Below are 20327 nucleotides of genomic sequence, written 5' to 3'. Positions count from 1 at the left end.
GATGAAAGCGCCGCTCCGTTTCGCCTTCGGCTGGGTCCTGTACGTGGCAATTCTCTGCGCCGTATCGCCTGCCGTGCGTGCGGTGCGCGAATTCCTCGAACCCTATCCGCTGGATTCCGTGATCGCTGTGGTCGCGGCTGCGTTCGCCTTCTTCGCCCTGTGGTGGTTCGTCCTGCGCTCCTTCTGGAGTTGGTGCGACCGCCCGCGCAAGGAGGCCCGCTGATATGTCAGGCGTGGTTGCCATTCAGGTCTGCACCAGCTGGGCGTCCACGGCGGACGGCCTCATGCGCTGCCAGCAGATCGAATGGCAACAGGCCTATCTCATTCCGCCCGAGGCCGCTGGAGCAATTGAAATTCTGGTCAACGGCGGTTTCTCCCTGGAGGCCTTCAGCATCGGTGCTGCGGGCGTTCTCGGGGCATTCGTGACGGGGCTTTTAACTGGCTGGGTCGCGTCACTTCTTCGTAAAGCCAAGTAGAGAGGAAACACCCATGAAAGCACTGCAAAAACTCAACCCGGTAACCGCGCTCCGCAACCTGTGCATCGCCGGCACCGTCACCGCCGCCTCCTCGATGCCGGTATGGGCCGCCAGCGTCATCGACACCAGCGCGGTGGAACAGGCCATCACCGACGGCAAGTCGGACATGTCCAACATCGGCGGCTACATCGTCGGTGCCCTGGTCATCCTGGCTGTGGCCGGCCTGATCTACAGCATGTTGCGCAAGGCGTAAGTGCTCTGGTCGGTGTGGTTGGGGGCGTTCTTCGCCGGCGCCTTCATCACCGGGTACCGCTGCGGCGAATTCTTCTAACGCGCTGATCCAAAGCGGAAGCCCCTCCGGTTCGTCCGCAGGGGCTTTTTTGTTGCTTGGAGTTCACATGAGGCAGGCACTTCTACTGCTCGCGCTACTGGCCGGCTTCTCGTCGTCCGCCTTTGCCGAAGAGTATTACTGGTACATGGTGGATGGGGATCGATATCCCTCTCCCCAGGCGGCATGCGATGGGTACGTCGCCAAGGGCTACCCCACGACCGGGCTTCGTAACGCGGTAGCGCAGCCATACGTCCTGCCGATGGACGACAAGATTTCCTTTCGCTGCGTCTTCTACAACCAGCTCGGCGAAACATACGGCCGCCTGCCGCTGTCGCGCGGTGGAAACACCTGCTCTGGTAGCTACGACACTAACACAGGTGTTTGCACCCCAGCCGGCCCCACGGATGCTGAGTGCAAGACCCGTGACGCCTACACCAAGATCGTGCAGTTCTCCTTCGTTGATGGCCAAGCCGTAATCTCGGTGGATCCCGAGGTGAAGGAGCAGTGCGTCTACGAACCCGGCGAGCCGAAAAACTGCACCAGTACTCAGTGTGAATTCGACATGTCGCCGTCCGGCAACGATGACATGAGCGACAACCCGGATAACCCGGATCAGCAGCTGCAGGACTACCTCGACGAACTCGCCAAGAAGTTCGATTGCGTGAAGACCGTCAACGGCACGGTCGGCTGTACCAACGCTCAGCAGACCCCGCCCGACGTCGACCCCGAAGACAAATGTTTCCCCGGCTATTCATGGTCCGGCACCACGTGCGTCGCCACGCCGGGTGGCCCCGCTGAGAACAACAACAGCGGCAGCGGCTCCGGTGGTGGCAACAACGGCGGTAACACGGATGGCGGCAGCGATGGTGGAACCAACCCCGGCACGGGCGGCGGTGATGGTGGCAGCGACGGCGGCGGCAATTCCGGTGGCGGCAGTGATAACGGCACCGATGGCGGCGACGGTCCGAGCGAATCCCTGGAGCAACCCAAGCAAGGCAGCTGGGATGAGGCCCTGGCCGAGTGGGACGCCAAAGTCGAAGAGGCCAAAGAGCAGTTCCGCGACAAGATCAAAGAGAACGCCGACCAGCTCAAAGGCGTGTTCGACATCAATCTCGGCGAGGGCGGCGGCAAGCTCCCGTGCGACACCTTCACCGTGTGGAAGAAGCCCGTAACCCTCTGCTTCAGCGCCTACGAAGAAAAGCTCTCCTACCTGCGCTACGCGCTGATGTTCATGGCATCCGTGCTGGCTGCGTTCGCCATTTTGAAGGAGTGACCTCATGGAATGGCTGTCCAGCTTCTTTGACCAGATCATCCTGTTCTTCCAGTGGATCTGGGACTTCATGACCCAGGGCATCTACGACTTCATCAAGGACGGCTTTGTCGTCGCCACCAAGTGGGCGATGTACAGCGCGCTCCAGGGTTTCCTGTTCCTGCTCGATGTCAGCTACACCGTGGCCCGCGAGCTGATCGACAGCCTCGGCGTCTCCAACATGGTCCGCTCCATGTACGCCACCCTCCCTGGTCCACTCGCGGCGGCGCTGCAATTCCTCGGTGTGCCGCAAGCCCTCAACATCATGTTCTCCGCCCTGGCCACGCGCTTCTGCATGCGCTTCGTGCCGTTCATAGGGAGGTGAGTGAATCATGTCCATCAAGATTCACCACGGCCCCAACGGCTCCTACAAGACGTCCGGCGCGATTCAGGACGATGCCGTCCCCGCGCTCAAGGAAGGCCGCGTCATCATCACCAACGTGCGCGGCTTCACCTTGGAGCGGGCCTACACCGTCTTCCCAGATCTCCCCAACACCGCGCAGATCATCAACCTCGATCTCGAATCGCTGGCCGACCTCGACAAGATGCGCACGTGGTTTCAGTGGGCACCGCGGGGAGCGTTCCTGATCTTCGACGAAACCCAGCTGCTGTTCCCCAAGTCCTGGCGCGAACGTGATCTGGAGAAATTCGACTTCCCCGGCGGCCCCGAGGCAGCACACGAAGCCGACCGCCCCATGGGCTGGCTGGATGCCTGGACCCGGCACCGGCACTTCAACTGGGACATCGTCCTCACCACGCCCAACATCAGCTACATCCGTGACGACATCCGCATGACCTGCGAGATGGCCTACAAGCACTCCAACCTCGCAGTGATCGGCATTCCTGGCCGGTACAAGGAGGCCCAGCATGACGCCCAGCTCAACCGACCACCCGCTGACGGCACCATCGTCGAATACAAGCGAATCCGAAAGCAGACCTTCCGCCTCTACCAGTCCACCGCCACCGGAAAGACCCAGGACACCAAAGCAGGGAAAAGCCTGCTCCGGTCGCCTAAGTTGGTTCTTCTACTGGCACTGCTGGCCGGCACTATTGGCTTTGTCAGCTATATGGGACCTCTTAAGGTCGTGGGTGGCGGGGCTCAGCAAAACCCTGATCCTGCCCATCCTCAGCAAAGCACTCCAACTCATCCTCAAGGGGCTGCTGTACCTGCTCCAGCGCCTGCTGCTGCGCGTAGCACTCTTCCTACTGGTGCTGTTTTTGGCCAACCAAGTGTTTCGACTCTTCCACTAGACGAGCATCCCTTCGCCGGTCGGCAGATCGTCGTGGCCGGGGTGGTGAAGGGCGACAAACAGGGCGAGCAGTTCGGCAAGAAAGGCGCGCTCTACATGTTCGCCATCACCGACGGCGAAGGGCGCCGGCTGATGCTCAACTCGCAGCAGCTGAGCGAGTCCGGCTACCGCGTGCGGCCCCGCTCCGAGTGCGTCGCCGAACTCTTCTACCAGAGCTACCACGAAACCATCGTGTGCGCGGGAGCCATCCCCAGGCCGGCGCAGCCACCCGCTGCAATGCCCGTAGAACTCGTAGCCGCCCCAGCAGCGCCCACCTCGCCCGCTCAGACGACGCTCACCATCGTCCCCGATTCCGAATACCCCGCACGCCCCTGGAGGACCCAATGACCCTACACGGCCTCATCAACGCCCTTGGGCTGCTCGCGCTCGCGTATGCGCTCGGCTTTCTCACCGCTTTGCAGGTGATGCAGCCGGTGTCGGCGTTTCCGTTTTGAGTCGGCGAGCCGCGCCGCCGGCCGGGAGCGCCAGGCACGAGCGGTAGGCCGAAGGCGCGGCCGACGCCCCTGTAACACGTCGGATAACCCAGTTACTCATTGGATAGCATTGGATAGGTTTGAATCATGACTAAGGCAGCAGAACACCAGATTCGCGCAGTACTTCAGGAGGACGGGCAGTTCTTCGAGTCGCCCAAAGGGCGCATCTTTTTCAGCAGTAGGGCAGGGGAGTTCACCGATCTTTCCGGTGTGCGTCTGTTGCGTTGCGGCGTGGATACGGTCCGGCAGCTGTACAACGGCCTGATTCGTCCCGAGGTCATGGCGATCTTCGATGAGCCGGAAGACATCGTGGAGTTCGCCGGCTACCAGTGGGCCAAGGGCCGTATTGGTCGCGACTCCGGCTACCAGTACCGGCTACAGAACGCCGATATGGGCCTGATCCTGCTGATTAAGAACCACAACGTGAAGCTCGAAAACATCGGTCCGCACCTCAAGATCGAAGTGTCCCCACACGCCCTGGATGGCGCCGATCCGTCGATCCTGCAAGGCGTGCTTGATGACCTGGCCGCTGGGGTGCTCTCGGCCTGCGAAACCAATCAATGTGCAGTGCATCTTGCCCTCGACGTGCAGGGCTGGACCCCTCCGTCTGATTTGGTGGATCGCATGCATTGCCGGTCTCGGCGTGTTCGCCAAATCAGCGGCATCGAGCGTATCGAGTTCGATGGCAATGCCTCGGTATACGGCCGTGGTGAAACCTACATGTTCGGCTCGGCCAGCGGGCTGCAACTGAGCATCTACAACAAGACGCTCCAAGCCCGAGCAACTGACAAACTCGACTACTGGGAAAACGTTTGGGCCTCCCTCAACGGCGATCCTTTCGGCGATGGCGAACCCGCCTACAACCCTGCCGAAACCGTGTGGCGTATTGAGTTCCGCTTCCACCATTCGGTGGTTCAGCAGTTCTCCGAAGGTTCCACCATGACCTCGGGCGAGGTGATCGGCTGCCGCACCTACGCGGGGCTGTGCCCGCATCTGCAAGGCCTTTGGGGCTACGCCTGTGAGAACTTCCGGCTGTTGGACAGCCCGAAGGAGTTCAATCCGTTCTGGTCGCTCATCACGCTGGATACGCAAGTGCAGGTAGAGGCCGATCCGCTCATTGATCGCACCGAGTATCGCCGCTACTACAAGACGGCTCAGGGCTTCTCGGGGAAGAACTGCGAGATGTTCCTGGGCCAGTTCGCCAGCCTGATTGCACGGGAGCGCGTACCACCAAAAAAAGCCCTTGAGGTCGGGAGAACGCTTCCCTTCTGGCACGTGATCGAAGATCACTACACCGCCAAGGGCTACAGCACTCGCGACCTCGAAAGACACGTTATCGGGCTCATCAATGATCGGTACTTGAAGCGGGGGTACGCGATCTAATGGCGGTCACCAAGCTGGAGGATGGCCGCTGGTTCGTCGATGTCGAACCCATCAAGGGGAAACGCTTCCGCAAGCGGTTCAAGACCAAGGGCGAGGCCCAACGCTTCGAAGCTTCGGTACGTGCGAAGCTGGCAGTGACACCGGAGTGGAATCCCAGGCCGAAGGACACGCGCCGCCTGTCTCAGCTCATAGAGCGTTGGTATGAGCTGCACGGGCATGCGATCACCAGCGGGCGACGTCGCAGGAACATGCTGCTCTTCATCGCTGCGAAGCTGGGGAATCCCGTCGCTCAGACGTTTACCGTCTCTGACTTGGTGGCACTGCGTAAGGTGGAGTTGGAGGAAGGGGCACTCCCGCGCTCGATCAACGTGCGGTACTCGTATCTGAAGTCCATCTATACCGAGCTCCGACGACTCGGGGATATCGACTACTCCAATCCCCTGGACACATTGAAGCCTCTCAAGCCTCAGCAGGAGGTGGTTTCGTTCCTATCGAAAGCTCAGGTCGCGACTCTGGTGTCTGCACTGCGGGCCTACTCGACGTTCCCACACTTGGCGCTGATATCAGAGATCTGCTTGGCGACGGGAGCGCGATGGTCAGAGGCTCAGCGTCTGACCTGGCCAATGGTTCGTGCCGGCTGTGTGGTGTTCGCCAACACCAAATCGAAGCGTGTCCGCTCTGTCCCCATCTCCCAGGAGCTGCAAGATCGCCTTGAGGCCTACTTCGCCAAGAAAGACCGTTTCCCGTTCTGCCGGGAGGCATTCGCTCGCATGGTGAAGCGTTGCAACATCGAGCTGCCGCGTGGCCAATGCACCCACGTCCTACGCCACACCTTCGCGTCTCATTTCATGATGAACGGCGGAAACATCCTGGCGCTGAAGGAGATTCTTGGACACACGTCGCTGAACATGACAATGCGCTATGCCCATCTCTCTCCGGAGTATCTGCAAGACGCTGTACGCCTAAATCCACTGTCGGTATTCGACACTCTTAACGCTTCGGTTTGATATGCAGGATGGACGGTGTATTTAGTCAGCCGACGTGCCTGCTTCTTTGTGGTCAAGTAGATACATATTGAGGAGGGGATATAGGTTATCTCAAGGAGCTGGCGAATGAGTTCCACTCTTCAATGGCCTCTTGCGCGGCCGCCTGATGGTTCTTTACGGCATCGTTCTGCTCGTCGACAAAGTCAGATAAGCACTCCTTATATTCTTCGACTTCGTTGATGAATCTTTGACGCTCGAAGTCATCGTTAAATTCGTATGGTATCGAGGGCTCATAGCAGCTATGGCTAGGTTGTATGCTGTCAGCAGAAGCTTGGGTGGCTATTGCCAGAAGGGCTATAGTGAGGTATCGAGTCATCCGTTCCTCGCGACAGTCCCTGTCGATGCCAAGAATCAAACAGGGACATCAAAGTAGTAGTTGTTTAAGAATTCAATTGATAGATGAGTTGGCGGATGTAGCCGGCATCAACTTGTGCTTGCATGTTCTCGAAGAATTCCAAGTACTGCTTGACGCTCAGTGTTTGCAAAAGCTCATCGCCAAAATCAGTTCTTTCCATCGCCGCGACGTTCCCAAGTCCAGGGCGGACTTGTCCTGCATCTTGAAGCAGGCCTTGCTCCTTTAGTTGGTTAACTAAATCTTCAGCGGCCTCATTCAGTACCTCATCAGAAAACTCTAATTTTTGACCTGATTTCTCGAGCTCTGTTTTGTAGCGTCGGGCGATCATCTCGGGGAGATAAGTGCTGTTTGCCCCATTTGCGCCTGCTAGCAATCGCTTGACCAACTCCCACATTTCCATCCGCGTTTCTCCATTTATCGTTAGTCCTAGCATGTGCTGGCGAAGCTTGAGCATACCAAGCTTGTACTGAAGTGCCAGTGGCTCGGGGCGAGTACCTAAAATATTGGGCGAGGTTGGAGATGCTGAACGCTGTGGGTGCACGAGGCGACGGGATATTCTTATGGGGAGTTCGCACCGCTCCAAAATCGAGGGATGTGTTTAGGCAACTGCTTGATTTCGACACTTTTTCGACACGTGTCCTGAAAGCTTGAAAAAAGGCCTTTTGGATCAGTGGTTTGAGTCTCTGGTGTCCGCCGTTGGCGATTTGCGCGTAAAATGACCGGCTTTTCGTCTTGCCCTTCGGATTCCAGAGCACCATGGCCAGCACCCTTTCGGTCAACCAGAACAAACTGCAGAAACGCCTGCGCCGCCAGGTTGGCGAAGCGGTCACCGACTTCAACATGATCGAGGACGGCGACAAGGTGATGGTCTGCCTGTCCGGCGGCAAGGACAGCTACACCCTGCTGGACATCCTGCTGTACCTGCAGAAGGTGGCGCCGATCCAGTTCGAGATCGTTGCGGTGAACATGGACCAGAAGCAGCCTGGCTTCCCCGAGCACGTGCTGCCGGCGTACCTGGAGTCCGTCGGCGTGCAGTACCACATCATCGAGAAGGACACCTACTCGGTGGTGAAGGAGAAAATCCCGGAGGGCAAGACCACCTGCTCGCTGTGCTCGCGCCTGCGCCGTGGCACCCTCTATACCTACGCCGACGAGATTGGCGCGACCAAGATGGCGCTGGGGCACCACCGTGACGACATCCTGGAAACCTTCTTCCTTAATATGTTCTACGGCGGCACCCTCAAGGCCATGCCGCCCAAGCTGCTGTCCGATGATGGCCGCAACGTGGTGATCCGTCCGCTGGCGTACTGCAACGAGAAGGACATCGAGGCCTACTCGGTGCTCAAGGAGTTCCCGATCATCCCGTGCAACCTGTGCGGCTCGCAGGAAAACCTGCAGCGGCAGGTGGTCAAGGAAATGTTGCTGGACTGGGAGCGCAAGTCGCCGGGCCGCACCGAAATCATGTTCCGCGCCCTGCAGAACGTGGTGCCGTCGCAGCTGGCCGACCGCAACCTGTTCGACTTCAACAGCCTGCGCATCGACGAGACCGCCACTCCGCGCTTCCTCGACGTGATGAACCTGTAAGACCTCGCAAGGACGCCCGATGCGCGATTACCCGTGGCTGTACGAATACTGCCTGAACCGCTTCGGCTCGGTCGAAGCGCTGGAAGCCCGTCTGCCGCAGGACAGGTCCCCGGCCCAGCTGGCGGCGGTCAGTGATGATCGCTACCTGTCGCTGATCAGCCTGCGCATCTTCCGCGCGGGGCTCAAGCACAGCCTGGTGGACGCCAAGTGGCCGGCCTTCGAGGAGGTCTTCTTTGGCTTCGATCCGGAGAAGGTCGTACTGATGGGCGGTGAGCGCCTGGAAAACCTGATGCAGGACACTCGGCTGATCCGTCACCTCGGCAAGCTCAAGAGCGTGCCGCGCAACGCCCAGTTCGTCCTCGACATCGCTCGCGAATACGGCAGCTTCGGCAAACTGCTGGCCGACTGGCCGTCCAGCGATATCGTCAGCCTTTGGAAGCTGCTGGCCAAGCGGGGCAATCAGTTGGGCGGCATGTCCGCGCCGCGCTTCCTGCGCATGGCCGGGAAGGACACCTTCGTTCTCAGCGATGATGTGGTCGCGGCGCTCAAAGCCCAGGAAATCGTCGACAAGACGCCGACCAGCCTGAAGGACCTGGCGCTGGTTCAAACTGCGTTCAACACCTGGCAGGAACAAAGTGGCCGTCCGCTGTGCCATATCTCGATGATGCTGTCGTACACGGTCAATCACTGACGCGCGGCCCGGCCGCGAGGGAGGGGCGCATGGCTTCGGCCGTCGAACGCACCGGTGCTGCACTGGCTCGCGCAGAACGCATCCTGGTGATCACCGGTGCCGGGCTCTCCGCCGATTCGGGCATGCCGACCTATCGTGGCCTGGGCGGTCTTTACAACGGCCGCACGGCGGAAGGGATACCCATCGAGGTGGCGATCTCCGGCCCGATGCTGCAGAAGGACCCGGCGTTGTGCTGGAAATACCTGGCTGAACTGGGCAAGGCCTGTCTCAATGCGCAGCCCAACGCCGGCCACGATGCCATTGCGGAACTGCAACGGCTCAAGCCGGAGTGCTGGGTGCTGACGCAGAACATCGATGGCTTCCATCGTCGTGCTGGTTCGCCGTCGGAGCGGCTGATCGAGATTCATGGCGAGCTGGCGCCGCTGTACTGCCAGTCGTGCGGTCTGGAAAGCAGCGAACTGGCCGGGCATCTCGATGGCCCGCTGCCGCCGAAATGCGCGCGCTGTGCAGGCGTATTGCGCCCGCCAGTGGTGCTGTTCGAGGAGATGCTGCCGGAGGAGGCGATCGACACGCTCTATGCGCAATTGCGCAAGGGATTCGATGCTGTTCTGCTGGTGGGGACCACTGCGAGCTTCCCCTATATCATCGAGCCGGTGCTGCGCACGCGGGACGCGGGAGGCTTTACCGCCGAGGTAAATCCGGGTCTGACCGACCTCAGTTCGGTGGTCGAAGAAAGAATGGTTGGTCGAGCCTTAGACATTATGCCGCGCCTGCTAAGTCACATTCCTCGATAAAAAACTTGCATTGGCCCCATTGAGCGGGCAAATTAGCCCGCTAATAAATGGAGCTAATGAGACACGGTCGTGCCCATGCTTAAACGCTTAGCACCCCTCGTGCCCATGAGTTTCGTTCTGCTGCTGGCAGCTTGCGCCAGCCATTCGCCGGAATCGCAGCCGAACCAGGTCGCTTCAGTGCCTGCCACTCGAGCAGCGTTCCAGGTCAATCAGCACAACATAGCGCTGATGAATGAGTCGCAGGACGAGGGGGCCAAAAACGATAACGGCAGTTCGACTGCCCATGTATCCGACATTCTGGATCGCGCGTTCTCGCTGATCGGTACGCCGTACCGTTTTGGCGGGAAATCCGAGCGGACCGGCTTCGATTGCAGCGGTTTCGTGGGCTATCTGTTCCGCGAAGAAGCAGGCATCAGCCTGCCGCGCTCCACGCGTGAGATGATCAACATGGATGTCCCGCTGGTCTCGAAAGAAGACCTGCAGCCGGGCGACCTGATCTTCTTCAACAACCGTGGTCGCGGTCGGGTCAGCCATGCCGGCATCTACATCGGTGACGGACAGTTCATCCACTCCGCCAGCCGCCGTGGCGGTGGTGTGCGAGTGGACAGCCTGGACGAGAGCTACTGGCGCCTGAGCTATATGGAAGCCAAGCGCGTACTCGAGCCCGGCTTCGAGCCGAAGACAGTGACTCGCTAAACTTAAAGTTTTACTTTAAGTATTGCGCTCAAGTCACTGTTGGTACAAAGTGATGGCACTCCTTGACGGGATGCCATCACATGCTCGTTCCTCAGCGCATCATTCTCCTCGCTGCTCTCGCCTCGCTGGCCGCCTGTGCCAGTCGTACCCCGCCGTCGCCGCCCCCCGTGGTGAATGCGCCCACTGCTCCCGTCTACAACACCCAGGCTGCTGACGATGTCCTGATCCGTGCCATTGGCCTGGTCGGTACTCCCTATCGCTGGGGCGGCAACACGCCCGACGGCGGGTTCGATTGCAGTGGCCTGATTGGCTATGTCTACCGCGATGCCACCGGCCTGATGCTGCCGCGCTCCACCCGCGAGATGATTACCCTGCGCGCGCCCACAGTTGGCCGTGAGTCCCTGCAAAGCGGCGATCTGGTGTTCTTCGCCACCAGCGGTGGACGTGGCGTCAGCCATGCAGGTATCTATGTCGGGGAAGGGCGCTTCGTTCATGCGCCCAGAACGGGCGGGACCGTACGCCTGGACAGCCTTGACAGCGCCTATTGGCAGAAAGCCTTCCTGGAAGCCAAGCGTGTCCTCGCCGTGCAGAGTCTCGCCCTCCACCCCTGATCTTCAGGAGGGCCCATGACCACCCGCACGCTGAACCTGGACGACTCTCTCTACCAGTACCTTCTCGACGTTTCCCTGCGCGATTCCCCCGTCAAGGCGCGCCTGCGCGCCGAGACGGCCAACCTGCCGATGTCCCGCTGGCAGGTCGCTCCGGAACAGGGGCAGTTCCTTGCCCTGCTGGTCAGGCTGACCGGCGCCAAACGCATCCTCGAGATCGGCACGTTCACCGGCTACAGCGCCCTGTGCATGGCCGAAGCTTTGCCAGAAGGCGGCCACATCCTCTGCTGTGATCTTCCCGGTGAGTACAACGAAATCGCTCGAGGCTACTGGCGTGACGCTGGCGTCGATTCGCGCATCGAACTGCGCCTCGGCCCCGCTCTGTCCACATTGGAGGCCCTGGTGGCTGGCGATCAGCAAGGCAGTTTCGACCTGGTCTTCATCGACGCGGACAAGGCGAACTATCCCGCCTATCTGGAGCACGCCCTGACCCTGCTGCGCGAGGGCGGCCTGGTGATCTTCGACAACGTCCTGTGGAGTGGACGGGTGCTGGAGGCGAATCCTGAAAGTGTGGACACGCGGGCGATCCAGCAGCTCAATCTGGCGCTGAAGACGGATGAGCGCGTGGATTACTCGTTGGTGCCGATCGGCGATGGCATGAGCCTCTGCCGCAAGCGTTAATGGCGGACCTGTCGGTCTGACCAGAAGGTCTTTGTGTGACCCTTCGGGAAGTCTCTCTCGTTACCTCGCATCGGTTGCCTCTGCCTCCATGCGTGAGCTAGATTGGCGCCCCGATCGGTTGGCCTTATAGCGTTGCGATCAGCTTTCGCAAACGCATCCAGCTGAATTCAAACGACAACAAGAAAGGACTCGCAGTGTTAAGGACATCCGGCGATTCGAGCTGCTCTGCAACCAGGCTGTTGTGGTGGATCTTGCTCTACGGCGTCGTGGCAGCGCTCATCATGCTCAGCTGCCGCGACCTGATCGGTGCGGTCAACGTAGAAATCGGCGATTTCGCTGCCAACTCGCTGTTGATCCAAGATGCCAAGTCGTTCGATCTGCTGGTGGGAAATTATTCCCGCGTGGGCTTCAATCACCCGGGGCCAGCGATTCTTTATGTGTTGGCCGCTGGCGAGTGGCTATTCCACGATGTGCTGCACTGGGTGCCGTCGCCGTTCTCCGGGCAACTGGTAGCGATTGCGCTCTATAACGCCTTCTGGATTCTGCTGCTCCTGCTGTTGTTCCGGCGCTTCTCGCTGTCCGGTTCGCTGTCGTGCCTGGGACTGGCCACCTTCGCCGTAGTGGCGGCCTTCCAGAACCACAGCTTCTTCAGCGGTGCCTGGTTCCCTGATCTTTATTTCTTCCCATTTGCCGTCGCATTGCTGGCCCTTGCACGGCTTGCCTCGGGAGCGGGCGACTCGCTCGGGGTGTTGGGGCTTTCGACCGGCTTTCTGGTCAACGGGCACGCGTCCTTTGCAGCTTTGCTGGGAGTGATGCTCGTTGTCGTGCTGGCGGGTAATTTCCTCCTGGAAAGCGGGCCAAGACGTGTCGCGTCGCCCGGGTTCCTGAAGCTCAATCGCAGGCGGTTACTGTTCGGCAGTGCCGTGCTGTTGCTGTTCTTCGTTCCCCTGCTGATCCTTACGGTCCGCAACTTCCCGGGGCCGATTGGCGAGTACGCGTCCTTCGGTGGCACCCACAAGGCCAACAGCTTCAAGGATGCTGTCAATTTCGCGGTCTATTTCTGGGGTGGCATGCCCGCTGGGCTGCTGGCGCTGATTTTCGGCCTGGTACTCTGGCGTTACGAGGGGGCGGGCGAGTTGAGGGTGCAGTTTGTCCGGCCGGTTCTGCTGGCTTCGCTTGCCGCGACTATCGCTGTACTACTCTATGCCATGTTTGGCATCGACATTCTCATATTCCCCTACATCGGCTACTTCTATTTCGCGGTGCCGGCGCTGGTAGCCGGTGCCGGAGCTATTGTCCTGCTCTCCATCCTTCGAGGCACCGGAAGAGTTGCTGTCAGCGCAATGCTGTCCGTGCTGCTGGTATGGGGCTGTTTCGCCCACATCAAGAAGCCGCCGGGTTATGCCAGCCATTATCAGGCCGCGGAGATCGTCGAGCTGTACAGCGCCCTGGCAGCGCTCAAGCCAGGGAGTGGGCGGATGGTCCTGGACCTGGACAACTCTGGCGACTGGGGAGAGGTGTGGCTGAAGGTCCTCGGCGTGGAAGCCTATGCCAAGCGCCAGGGCAACGATCTCTTCTGCGTCAACCGGAACTGGCACATCTCGTTCACACGTGCGGCGCTCTGCCACGAGAACGAGCTCGATGCTCCGCACTTCGTGGTGCGCAACAGCAACCTCAGCGATCCGCGCGAGCCGCTGGCCCGCTTCGCCGGGATGTCTGTCTACGGCGCACAGGTGGTGGATTTATTGCCGGCCCGTTACCTGTCTGTCGCGGACAACCGCACTCTTTTTGCCGAGTCTCTGCTCGGGCGCGGGTGGTCGACAGTCGAGAACGAGTTCGCCTGGTCCGAGGGGCGCGTGGCCAACGTTTCCGTGCCAGTGCCCAAAGGATTCACTGGGAAGCTCGAGCTTGACCTGGGGGCCTTCCTGCCCAAGTCCGACTCGACTCAGAAGGCGTACTTCCAGGTTGAAGGCGGCGCCTCCACCGAGGCGGTATTCTCCGCGCGACAGAGCCGTCAGCGCGTGAGCGTTTCGCTCAACAACTGGCAGGGGGCCTCGGTTCAGCTGGCGATCGCCATCGACAATCCCAGGTCGCCGCTAAGTGTCGGGATGTCCTCGGACTCCCGTGCCCTGGGGCTGTCCATCTATGGGATCGAACTGGTTCCAGGGGCCTGAGGATTCGCGGGCAGAAAAAAGGCACGCCAGTTGGCGTGCCTTTTTTGTTTCCTGCGCCTGAATCAGGCTACGTCGACCAGGATCACTTCGCTGTCTTCCAGCGCCGTGACCTTCACCACCGTCTCGTCGGCGATGGCGGCACCGTCGCGGGCCTGCAGTTCGACACCGTTGACCTCGACCTTGCCGGTTGCCGGCACCAGGTAGGCGCGGCGACCGTTGCCCAGTTCGTACTCGGCGGTCTGGCCGGCCTTCAGGGTGGCGGCGACCAGGCGGCCTTCGGCGCGGATGCGCAGGGCGTCGGTGTCGTTCTCATAGCCGCTGGCCAGGGTCACGAAGCGCCCCGCTCGGTCGCCTTTCGGGAAGGGTTTGGCGCCCCAGGACGGCGTGCCGCCGCGTACCGAAGGGATGATCCAGATCTGGAAGATCTTGGTGACATCCTTCTCCAGGTTGTACTCGGAGTGCACGATGCCCGAGCCAGCGCTCATCACCTGCACATCGCCCGCTTCAGTACGGCCCTTGTTGCCCAGGCTGTCCTGGTGGGTGATCGCACCCTGGCGGACGTAGGTGATGATTTCCATCTCGCGGTGCGGGTGCGGCGGGAAGCCGGTGCCGGCGGCGATTTCGTCATCGTTCCAGACGCGGAGGTTGCCCCAGTCCATACGCTCGGCGTCGTAGTATTCGGCGAAGGAGAAGTGGTGCTTGGCGTTGAGCCAGCCGTGGTTGGCGCCGCCGAGTTGCTGGAAGGGTCTGCGTTCGATCATGACTTAGTCCTCGTGGGGCGCGGCTGGCCGGTGGGCCAGTCCGCGCGGTTCATGGGACTATCTTCTCTCGCACTTGATCGATAAAAAAGCGCAAATATCGGCGCATATTGATCGAATAATTAGATTTTATTCGGCTGCGCGCTTCTCACCCTGGTCGAGGAACTTGCTGAGGAACTGGCGAGTGCGCTCTTCCCGGGGATGGGCGAACAGCGCCTTGGCGTCTCCCTGTTCGACGATCACGCCTTTGTCGATGAAGATCGCCCGGTTCGCGACGTCGCGGGCAAAGCTCATCTCGTGGGTGACGATGACCATGGTGCGCTTTTCCTGGGCCAGGCCGCGGATGGTCGACAGGACCTCCCCGACCAGCTCCGGGTCCAGTGCCGAGGTGGGCTCGTCGAACAGGATCACGTCCGGCTGCATGGCCAGGGCGCGGGCGATGGCGACGCGCTGCTGCTGGCCGCCGGAGAGGCGCTTGGGGTACGAGTCTTCCTTGCCCGCCAACCCGACCTTCGCCAGCAACTGGCGCGCGCGCTCGATGGCCTGGGCGCGGGGCTCCTTCTTCACGATGATCGGGCCTTCCACCACGTTCTCCAGCGCGGTGCGGTGGGGGAACAGGTTGAAGTTCTGGAAGACGAAGCCCACGTGCTGGCGCAGCTTGCGGATCAGCCCCTGCTGGCCGCTGAGCGGCCTGGATGCGTCGATGAGTATGGCACCGACCTTGATGGTTCCGCCGTTGGGCGCCTCCAGCAGGTTCAGGCAGCGCAGCAGGGTGGTCTTGCCCGAGCCGCTGGGGCCGATGATCGCGACCACTTCGCCGGCCTCGACGGTCAGGTCGATGCCCTTGAGCACCTCCTGGCCGCGGAACTGCTTGGTCAGCTGGCGTACTTCGATCATGCGTCGTGCTCCTGGTCATGGCGGTTGACCCGGTCTTCCAGGCGGTTCTGCAGGTGCGACAGGATGCTTGCGAGGATCCAGTAGATCAGCGCCGCAGCGAGGTACATGGTGAAGACCTCGAAGGTGCGTGCGGTGATCAGCTGGGCCTGGCGGAACAGTTCCGGGACCTGGATGGTGGCGGCCAGGGCGGTGTCCTTGACCAGCGAGATGAAGCTGTTGCCCAGCGGCGGCAGGGCAGTGCGCGCGGCCTGCGGCAGGATCACCCGGCGCAGGGTCTCGGCACGAGTCATGCCGATGCTGGCGGCGGCTTCCCACTGGCCTTTGTCGATGGAGCCGATGGCGGCGCGGAGAATTTCGCAGACGTAGGCGGCCATGTTCAGCGAGAAGCCGATCAGCGCCGCCGGCAGCGGGTCGAGTTCGATGCCGGCCTGGGGCAGGCCGTAATAGATCATGAAGAGCTGGACCAGCAACGGCGTGCCGCGGAAGAACGACACGTAGATGCGCGCGATCCAGCGCACGGGGGTGAAACCGTACAGGCGCATCAGCGCCAGAACGAATCCGAGCAGCAGTCCGAAGAACATGCCGCCTACGCTGAGGACTACCGTGAAGACCGCGCCCTTCAACAGGAAGGGCGCGGAATCCAGCGCAAGCTGCAGGCTTTCTTCGATCATTGGGTGACGTCAGCCTGGAACCACTTCTCCGACAGTTTTTTCAGCGTGCCGTCGGCCCTGAACTTCTCGATGGCCTTGTTCAGCGCCGCGAGCAATTCGGGGTTGCCCTTGCGCAGGGCGATGCCGGCTTCCTGGCGGGCGAAGGGGGCGCCGGTCAGCGCCATGGCGCCCTTGGTCTTGTTGACCATGTCGAAGGCCGCCAGACGGTCCACCAGGATCACGTCGATGCGGCCACTGCGCAGGTCCTGGAACTTGGTCGGGTCGTCTTCGTAGGTCCGCACGTCAGCCTGCGGCACGTGTTCGCGCAGCCACTGTTCGTAGTTGGTGCCCAGGCCCACGCCGACTTTCACGCCCGCCAGTTTCTCCGGCGCGTCGTACTTGCCTTCGTCACCCTTGCGCACCAGCGCCTGGATGCCGGAAACGGTATAGGCGTCAGAGAAGTCGTACTTCTTCTTGCGCTCCTCGGAGATGGTTACCTGGTTGATCACCAAGTCCAGTCGCTTGGACTCCAGCGCGGCGAGGATGCCGTCCCACTTGGTTGGCTGGAGCTTGGCGGTGACGCCCAGTTCCTTGGCGATCAGGTGAGAGAAGTCCACTTCGAAGCCGGCGAGTTTGCCGTTCTCGTCCTGGAAGCTGAAGGGTGGGTAGGTGCCCTCGAGGCCGACGCGGACTTCGCCTTTCGACTTGATCTGGGCGAGCAGGTCGTCGGCGGCCTGGGCCTGGCCGAAGAGGCTGGCTCCGAGGGAGAGGGTCAGGCTGGCAAGCAGGAAATGACGTCGCAGTGCGGAGAAGGTCATGGTGGTCCCCGTTTTTGGTGTTTTAAGCAGGTTAGTCAACGCGTGGCGACTATATGGGCAGAATCGTTATGCAATAAAATAATAAAAAATTACATACCTAGTTCTGATTATTAGGTAGGTCAATTCGCCGAATGGTAGGCGAACAGCGCCGGCGAACCTCCGGTGTGCAGGAACAGGATAGGCCCGGGTTTCACGAAGCGATCACGGCGGATGCCGTCGAGCAATCCGGCCATGGCCTTGCCGGTGTACACCGGGTCCAGCAACAGGCCTTCCTGGCTTGCCAGCAGGCGCACCGCCTCTAGCGTGCCGGCATTGGGTTCGCCGTAGCGCGGTCCGAAGTATTCGTCCCACAGTTGCACCTTCGGCAGGGCCGGCGCGTCGTGGCCGAGCAGTTCCAGCGTGCGTTCAACCAGCCCTTCGACTTTCGGTCGTTGTGCTGCGTCGGTACGCGAGACGGTCACGCCGATGACATCCAGTTCCGGCAGGGAATCGGCCAGGGCGATTGCCAGGCCGGCATGGGTTCCGGCGCTGCCGGAGGCGAGCACCACGGCGGAGAATTCCTGGCCACTGCCATGAATCTGCTCCGCCAGTTCCAGCCCGGCGCGCACGTAACCCAGGGCGCCCAACGCATTGGAACCGCCAATGGGCACGAGGTAGGGCTTGCGGCCTTCGCGGCGCAGGCGCTCGCCGGTTTGCGCCAGCATCTCGTCCGCGGTATCGAGGTTGGGTACGAGTTCGACTTCGGTGCCGAACAGGTCCAGCAGCAGGCGGTTGCCGTTACTCAGGTAGTTGTGGTCATCGGTGCCGATGGGGTTTTCCAGCAACGCCACGCAGCGCAGGCCCAGCTTCGCCGCGACAGCGGCAGTCTGGCGCACATGGTTGGACTGGATAGCCCCGGCAGTAACCAGCGTGTCGGCGCCGGCCTTCAGGGCATCGGCGGTGAGAAACTCCAGCTTGCGTACCTTATTGCCGCCCAGGGCGAAGGGCGTCGTGTCATCGCGCTTCACGTACAGCTCGCGGCCCAGCTGTGCGGACAGCCGCTCCAGCTTGTCCAGTGGCGTCGGGCCGCCGGCCAGGTCGAGTCGGGAAAAGCGGGCGAGGGCTTCGCGCAGGGAGCTCATGGCGGGTTCTCGGAGTGACGGCGGGATGCGTCACGATAGAGCGCGCGCGGGGCGACCGCAATGTGGCCGGCGGCCGCGTGACGCCGACCTGCACGGGAATGTCGCGCGACGATCCGCGAACTTGCCGTGGGAATCTCCGGAGGCTGTGAATCAATGTGCGGACAGCGGCGCAGCGAACCGCTACGCTCCACGCTCAGATCCGGAAGCCATAACCGGGCGATAACGAAAACAGGAAAACCAGGGCGGGAAATCCGATGACATCAGCAGTACTTTCACGCGCTTCGCTGCAACGCTGGACGCTTCAGCTACTCGGCGCACTGGCCCTGATGCTGGGGCTGAGCAGCCCGGCGCTGGCCGACCGGGTGATTCCCTCGGGGATGATGGTGGGTTTCGTCGATAGCGCGGTGTACCCGGTGATCACCCTCAAGCGGCCGAAGCCGAGCCTGTTGCGCCAGGTGATCACCATCGGGCTGTACAAGAAGACCATCAGCTACCCGCTGTCGGTCACCATCCGCATCCGCGACGAGAACAACCGCTTCATGGTCTACGGCATGCTGCCGAAGATCACCGGCAAGTTCGTCGGCATCAAGATGGGCCTGGATAGCCGGATCAGCCAGATCTGGGTGATGACCGAAGCAGAAGCGACCGAGTACGTGACCCGTCCGGACACGCTGTTCCCGCCGACGAGTTGATGGCTTTGCTTGCGGGTTGAAGGTCTGCCCACGCCGCTCGTGCGGGCGGGCAGCCGGAAGAGGGCGACTTCGGCTATCATGTGCACCGTTTCAAACCTTTCAGAACCGGTCTACCCATGACGTCCTCTCAGCAGCCGCCCCGCGACGAAAGCGCCGACAACGCGCAGGAACAACCCAAACTCTCCCTGGCCGAGCTGGCCAAGGCCGCCCTTGCTGCGCAGCAGCAGGCGAAAACCGCCTACCAGCATCGCAAGCCTCACGACCAGGCCGAGTACCGCCCGCCGCATCCGCGCGGCTCGCGTCGCTCGATGGGCAAGCGCTGAGGCAACCTCTCGTCTGAAACACCGTCGGCCGGCGCTCTTGCGGGGGCGCTGGCTGAACTGCGGCGACCGGCATCGGTCGTATCCGCATCGGCCTTGCCATGCTGGCTGGCCATTCCCGCTCTCGCGAACCCGTCACGGATAGACACCTGCGCCCTATGCCCCGGCAGAAGGGGCGCCTCGCGTCCAAGGAGAATCCATGAAAGTCCTCGTTCCCGTCCTTTCCCTGCTGGCGCTCGCCGGCTGCATCACCATGACCGGCAATTACGAAGTCAGCGCCCGTGACGAGTCCGGCAAGGCCCTGAGCAACGGCAAGTTCCTCGCCCACGGCAGCGGCATCTATACGGTGCGCAACTCACTCTGCTCGGTCTATCCGAAGGCCATCGTCACCATCAAGGACGTGGAAACGGACCAGGAACTGGAGGGCGAAAGCCCCTACCAGTGCCGCTGAGGGCGTTCGCGAGCAAGCTCGCTCCTACAGATGCACCCCTCGTTGGAATGGCGGCTCGGGATGACTCCAGAGCCGCCATTTCGTTACTGCTGCAGGCGTTCGAGCTGCCGCTCCAGTTGGGTGAGGAAGCCAATCTCATACGCCATGCGGTCCAGCAGGGAACGCTGCAGCGTGCGGCCCTTGGCGAATTTGCTCCAGAGCGATTCCCCGCCTGGGGCGAACAACCATTCGCGGGCGACCAGCGCACCGTAGCTCATGATGAGATGGGATTCCTCCGGCCAACCCGGCGGGGTTTCGAATCGAAGGGGTTGATCGCTGCCCGGTAGGGTGTGAAAACGGGCTGATTCGGGATCGAAGGTGTTGTTGTCGGACGACATTGGCGTAACTCCACTTCGTTGAGGTCAGGAGCTGCCGCCATTGCTGTCAAACAATGGAGGCAGACCACGCGGGGTTGACAGACCGGGAAGTGGAGCCGGCAGACCTCACGGGGAGGTCTCCCCGCGCGATCTGCCATAAACCCTGCAATCAGAAATCGCAGTCGTGACAAGGCCTACGAAAAGCGTTCGCTGCTTTTCGCATGCACCTGCTGGCGCAATCGCGCCACTCCAACGGGCTGTCAAACCCGGCCACGGATTTGGCCGTGACGGGCGCAGCATAGGGGCTACCTTCCGAGCGGGCAAGAACAGGTGCTCGCGCGGGGGAGGTATCG

At 61.4% G+C, this 20327-nt stretch carries 25 protein-coding genes; 18 read left to right on the top strand and 7 right to left on the bottom strand.

The window, feature by feature from the left end; genetic code table 11:
- Window position 1: 1 nt before the first annotated feature.
- From IB255_RS03190 to IB255_RS03155, 8 genes are all read left to right on the top strand, one after another.
- Window positions 2-223, top strand: coding sequence for a hypothetical protein (locus IB255_RS03190; RefSeq protein ID WP_151188330.1), 222 nt, complete (start codon window positions 2-4; stop codon window positions 221-223).
- Window position 224: 1 nt separating this feature from the next.
- Complete coding sequence (locus tag IB255_RS03185; RefSeq protein ID WP_151188024.1) at window positions 225-476, top strand: hypothetical protein; 252 nt, start codon at window positions 225-227, stop codon at window positions 474-476.
- 13 nt (window positions 477-489) lie between these two features.
- Window positions 490-729 carry a major capsid protein gene (locus tag IB255_RS03180; RefSeq protein ID WP_192209789.1) on the top strand — a complete coding sequence of 80 codons (240 nt, stop codon included), beginning with the start codon at window positions 490-492 and terminating at the stop codon, window positions 727-729.
- Between the two features lie 145 nt (window positions 730-874).
- Window positions 875-2080 carry a hypothetical protein gene (locus tag IB255_RS30755; RefSeq protein ID WP_225594645.1) on the top strand — a complete coding sequence of 402 codons (1206 nt, stop codon included), beginning with the start codon at window positions 875-877 and terminating at the stop codon, window positions 2078-2080.
- A gap of 4 nt (window positions 2081-2084) precedes the next feature.
- Window positions 2085-2441, top strand: a complete 357-nt coding sequence (locus IB255_RS03170) for a DUF2523 family protein (protein ID WP_151188021.1) — start codon at window positions 2085-2087, stop codon at window positions 2439-2441.
- Between the two features lie 7 nt (window positions 2442-2448).
- Complete coding sequence (locus IB255_RS03165; protein WP_192209788.1) at window positions 2449-3753, top strand: zonular occludens toxin domain-containing protein; 1305 nt, start codon at window positions 2449-2451, stop codon at window positions 3751-3753.
- A 233-nt stretch (window positions 3754-3986) separates the two neighbouring features.
- On the top strand, window positions 3987-5282 hold the full coding sequence (locus IB255_RS03160; RefSeq protein WP_192209787.1) for a hypothetical protein: 1296 nt from the start codon (window positions 3987-3989) through the stop codon (window positions 5280-5282).
- Window positions 5282-6289, top strand: a complete 1008-nt coding sequence (locus IB255_RS03155) for a tyrosine-type recombinase/integrase (protein WP_192209786.1) — start codon at window positions 5282-5284, stop codon at window positions 6287-6289. Before IB255_RS03160 ends, IB255_RS03155 begins: the two co-directional genes overlap by 1 nt.
- A gap of 419 nt (window positions 6290-6708) precedes the next feature.
- Here the strand turns inward: IB255_RS03155 and IB255_RS03150 are convergent, their stop codons facing one another.
- Entirely contained in the window at window positions 6709-7137 is a 429-nt protein-coding gene (locus IB255_RS03150) for a hypothetical protein (RefSeq protein ID WP_192209785.1), read from the bottom strand.
- A 302-nt stretch (window positions 7138-7439) separates the two neighbouring features.
- On the opposite strand from IB255_RS03150, the gene ttcA reads away from it, so the two are divergent.
- The 7 genes from ttcA (at window position 7440) to IB255_RS03115 (ending at window position 13911) form a co-directional block, all read left to right on the top strand.
- Window positions 7440-8267: a tRNA 2-thiocytidine(32) synthetase TtcA gene (ttcA, locus tag IB255_RS03145; RefSeq protein ID WP_081520104.1), complete on the top strand. Its 828-nt coding sequence runs from the start codon at window positions 7440-7442 to the stop codon at window positions 8265-8267.
- A 19-nt stretch (window positions 8268-8286) separates the two neighbouring features.
- Window positions 8287-8958 carry a DNA-3-methyladenine glycosylase I gene (locus IB255_RS03140; RefSeq protein WP_081520105.1) on the top strand — a complete coding sequence of 224 codons (672 nt, stop codon included), beginning with the start codon at window positions 8287-8289 and terminating at the stop codon, window positions 8956-8958.
- Between the two features lie 29 nt (window positions 8959-8987).
- A complete protein-coding gene (locus IB255_RS03135) occupies window positions 8988-9752 on the top strand; it encodes an NAD-dependent deacylase (protein WP_081520106.1) in 765 nt (254 codons plus the stop codon).
- 69 nt (window positions 9753-9821) lie between these two features.
- On the top strand, window positions 9822-10448 hold the full coding sequence (locus IB255_RS03130) for a C40 family peptidase (RefSeq protein ID WP_139791663.1): 627 nt from the start codon (window positions 9822-9824) through the stop codon (window positions 10446-10448).
- Window positions 10449-10528: 80 nt separating this feature from the next.
- Complete coding sequence (locus IB255_RS03125) at window positions 10529-11059, top strand: C40 family peptidase (protein ID WP_081520108.1); 531 nt, start codon at window positions 10529-10531, stop codon at window positions 11057-11059.
- Between the two features lie 15 nt (window positions 11060-11074).
- Window positions 11075-11737, top strand: coding sequence for an O-methyltransferase (locus tag IB255_RS03120; RefSeq protein ID WP_081520109.1), 663 nt, complete (start codon window positions 11075-11077; stop codon window positions 11735-11737).
- Window positions 11738-11988: 251 nt separating this feature from the next.
- Window positions 11989-13911 (top strand): hypothetical protein, encoded by a 1923-nt coding sequence (locus IB255_RS03115; RefSeq protein ID WP_139791664.1) that lies wholly within the window; start codon window positions 11989-11991, stop codon window positions 13909-13911.
- Window positions 13912-13973: 62 nt separating this feature from the next.
- On the opposite strand, the gene IB255_RS03110 is transcribed toward IB255_RS03115, so the two are convergent.
- The 5 genes from IB255_RS03110 to IB255_RS03090 form a co-directional block, all read right to left on the bottom strand.
- On the bottom strand, window positions 13974-14672 hold the full coding sequence (locus IB255_RS03110; protein WP_081520111.1) for a pirin family protein: 699 nt from the start codon (window positions 14670-14672) through the stop codon (window positions 13974-13976).
- A 126-nt stretch (window positions 14673-14798) separates the two neighbouring features.
- Window positions 14799-15566 (bottom strand): L-cystine ABC transporter ATP-binding protein TcyN, encoded by a 768-nt coding sequence (tcyN, locus tag IB255_RS03105; RefSeq protein ID WP_081520112.1) that lies wholly within the window; start codon window positions 15564-15566, stop codon window positions 14799-14801.
- Complete coding sequence (gene tcyL, locus IB255_RS03100; protein WP_171049556.1) at window positions 15563-16234, bottom strand: cystine ABC transporter permease; 672 nt, start codon at window positions 16232-16234, stop codon at window positions 15563-15565. The genes tcyN and tcyL overlap by 4 nt, the downstream gene beginning before the upstream one ends.
- Entirely contained in the window at window positions 16234-17034 is an 801-nt protein-coding gene (gene tcyJ, locus IB255_RS03095) for a cystine ABC transporter substrate-binding protein (protein ID WP_081520114.1), read from the bottom strand. The genes tcyL and tcyJ overlap by 1 nt, the downstream gene beginning before the upstream one ends.
- Window positions 17035-17153: 119 nt before the next feature.
- Window positions 17154-18155: a D-cysteine desulfhydrase gene (locus IB255_RS03090; RefSeq protein ID WP_081520115.1), complete on the bottom strand. Its 1002-nt coding sequence runs from the start codon at window positions 18153-18155 to the stop codon at window positions 17154-17156.
- 254 nt (window positions 18156-18409) lie between these two features.
- Between IB255_RS03090 and IB255_RS03085 the strand changes: the two genes are divergently transcribed.
- From IB255_RS03085 to IB255_RS03075, 3 genes are all read left to right on the top strand, one after another.
- Complete coding sequence (locus IB255_RS03085; protein ID WP_225594643.1) at window positions 18410-18847, top strand: hypothetical protein; 438 nt, start codon at window positions 18410-18412, stop codon at window positions 18845-18847.
- Window positions 18848-18963: 116 nt separating this feature from the next.
- The gene (locus tag IB255_RS03080; protein WP_045210393.1) at window positions 18964-19170 is read left to right on the top strand and encodes a hypothetical protein; all 207 of its coding nucleotides are present in this window, start codon (window positions 18964-18966) and stop codon (window positions 19168-19170) included.
- A gap of 196 nt (window positions 19171-19366) precedes the next feature.
- The gene (locus IB255_RS03075) at window positions 19367-19618 is read left to right on the top strand and encodes a hypothetical protein (protein WP_081520116.1); all 252 of its coding nucleotides are present in this window, start codon (window positions 19367-19369) and stop codon (window positions 19616-19618) included.
- Between the two features lie 83 nt (window positions 19619-19701).
- On the opposite strand, the gene IB255_RS03070 is transcribed toward IB255_RS03075, so the two are convergent.
- Entirely contained in the window at window positions 19702-19995 is a 294-nt protein-coding gene (locus IB255_RS03070; RefSeq protein ID WP_081520117.1) for a LasR-specific antiactivator QslA, read from the bottom strand.
- Between the last annotated feature and the right edge of the window lie 332 nt (window positions 19996-20327).

It is taken from the genome of Pseudomonas sp. PDM22 (genome assembly GCF_014851965.1).
GTDB lineage: Bacteria > Pseudomonadota > Gammaproteobacteria > Pseudomonadales > Pseudomonadaceae > Pseudomonas.
The sequence above is the reverse complement of the archived record's forward strand: the minus strand, read 5'-3'. Positions and strand labels throughout refer to the sequence as shown.

Excerpts from the sequence above, each read along its gene's own strand:
- IB255_RS03070 (WP_081520117.1), bottom strand. The coding sequence starts at position 19,995 with ATGTCGTCCGACAACAACACCTTCGATCCCGAATCAGCCCGTTTTCAC.
- IB255_RS03150 (WP_192209785.1), bottom strand. The coding sequence starts at position 7,137 with ATGCTCAAGCTTCGCCAGCACATGCTAGGACTAACGATAAATGGAGAA.
- IB255_RS03110 (WP_081520111.1), bottom strand. The coding sequence starts at position 14,672 with ATGATCGAACGCAGACCCTTCCAGCAACTCGGCGGCGCCAACCACGGC.
- ttcA (WP_081520104.1), top strand. The coding sequence starts at position 7,440 with ATGGCCAGCACCCTTTCGGTCAACCAGAACAAACTGCAGAAACGCCTG.
- tcyJ (WP_081520114.1), bottom strand. The coding sequence starts at position 17,034 with ATGACCTTCTCCGCACTGCGACGTCATTTCCTGCTTGCCAGCCTGACC.
- IB255_RS03165 (WP_192209788.1), top strand. The coding sequence starts at position 2,449 with ATGTCCATCAAGATTCACCACGGCCCCAACGGCTCCTACAAGACGTCC.
- IB255_RS03135 (WP_081520106.1), top strand. The coding sequence starts at position 8,988 with ATGGCTTCGGCCGTCGAACGCACCGGTGCTGCACTGGCTCGCGCAGAA.
- IB255_RS03090 (WP_081520115.1), bottom strand. The coding sequence starts at position 18,155 with ATGAGCTCCCTGCGCGAAGCCCTCGCCCGCTTTTCCCGACTCGACCTG.
- IB255_RS03190 (WP_151188330.1), top strand. The coding sequence starts at position 2 with ATGAAAGCGCCGCTCCGTTTCGCCTTCGGCTGGGTCCTGTACGTGGCA.
- IB255_RS30755 (WP_225594645.1), top strand. The coding sequence starts at position 875 with ATGAGGCAGGCACTTCTACTGCTCGCGCTACTGGCCGGCTTCTCGTCG.
- IB255_RS03120 (WP_081520109.1), top strand. The coding sequence starts at position 11,075 with ATGACCACCCGCACGCTGAACCTGGACGACTCTCTCTACCAGTACCTT.
- IB255_RS03140 (WP_081520105.1), top strand. The coding sequence starts at position 8,287 with ATGCGCGATTACCCGTGGCTGTACGAATACTGCCTGAACCGCTTCGGC.
- IB255_RS03155 (WP_192209786.1), top strand. The coding sequence starts at position 5,282 with ATGGCGGTCACCAAGCTGGAGGATGGCCGCTGGTTCGTCGATGTCGAA.
- IB255_RS03180 (WP_192209789.1), top strand. The coding sequence starts at position 490 with ATGAAAGCACTGCAAAAACTCAACCCGGTAACCGCGCTCCGCAACCTG.
- IB255_RS03125 (WP_081520108.1), top strand. The coding sequence starts at position 10,529 with ATGCTCGTTCCTCAGCGCATCATTCTCCTCGCTGCTCTCGCCTCGCTG.
- IB255_RS03080 (WP_045210393.1), top strand. The coding sequence starts at position 18,964 with ATGACGTCCTCTCAGCAGCCGCCCCGCGACGAAAGCGCCGACAACGCG.
- IB255_RS03085 (WP_225594643.1), top strand. The coding sequence starts at position 18,410 with ATGACATCAGCAGTACTTTCACGCGCTTCGCTGCAACGCTGGACGCTT.
- IB255_RS03160 (WP_192209787.1), top strand. The coding sequence starts at position 3,987 with ATGACTAAGGCAGCAGAACACCAGATTCGCGCAGTACTTCAGGAGGAC.
- IB255_RS03075 (WP_081520116.1), top strand. The coding sequence starts at position 19,367 with ATGAAAGTCCTCGTTCCCGTCCTTTCCCTGCTGGCGCTCGCCGGCTGC.
- IB255_RS03185 (WP_151188024.1), top strand. The coding sequence starts at position 225 with ATGTCAGGCGTGGTTGCCATTCAGGTCTGCACCAGCTGGGCGTCCACG.
- tcyN (WP_081520112.1), bottom strand. The coding sequence starts at position 15,566 with ATGATCGAAGTACGCCAGCTGACCAAGCAGTTCCGCGGCCAGGAGGTG.
- IB255_RS03170 (WP_151188021.1), top strand. The coding sequence starts at position 2,085 with ATGGAATGGCTGTCCAGCTTCTTTGACCAGATCATCCTGTTCTTCCAG.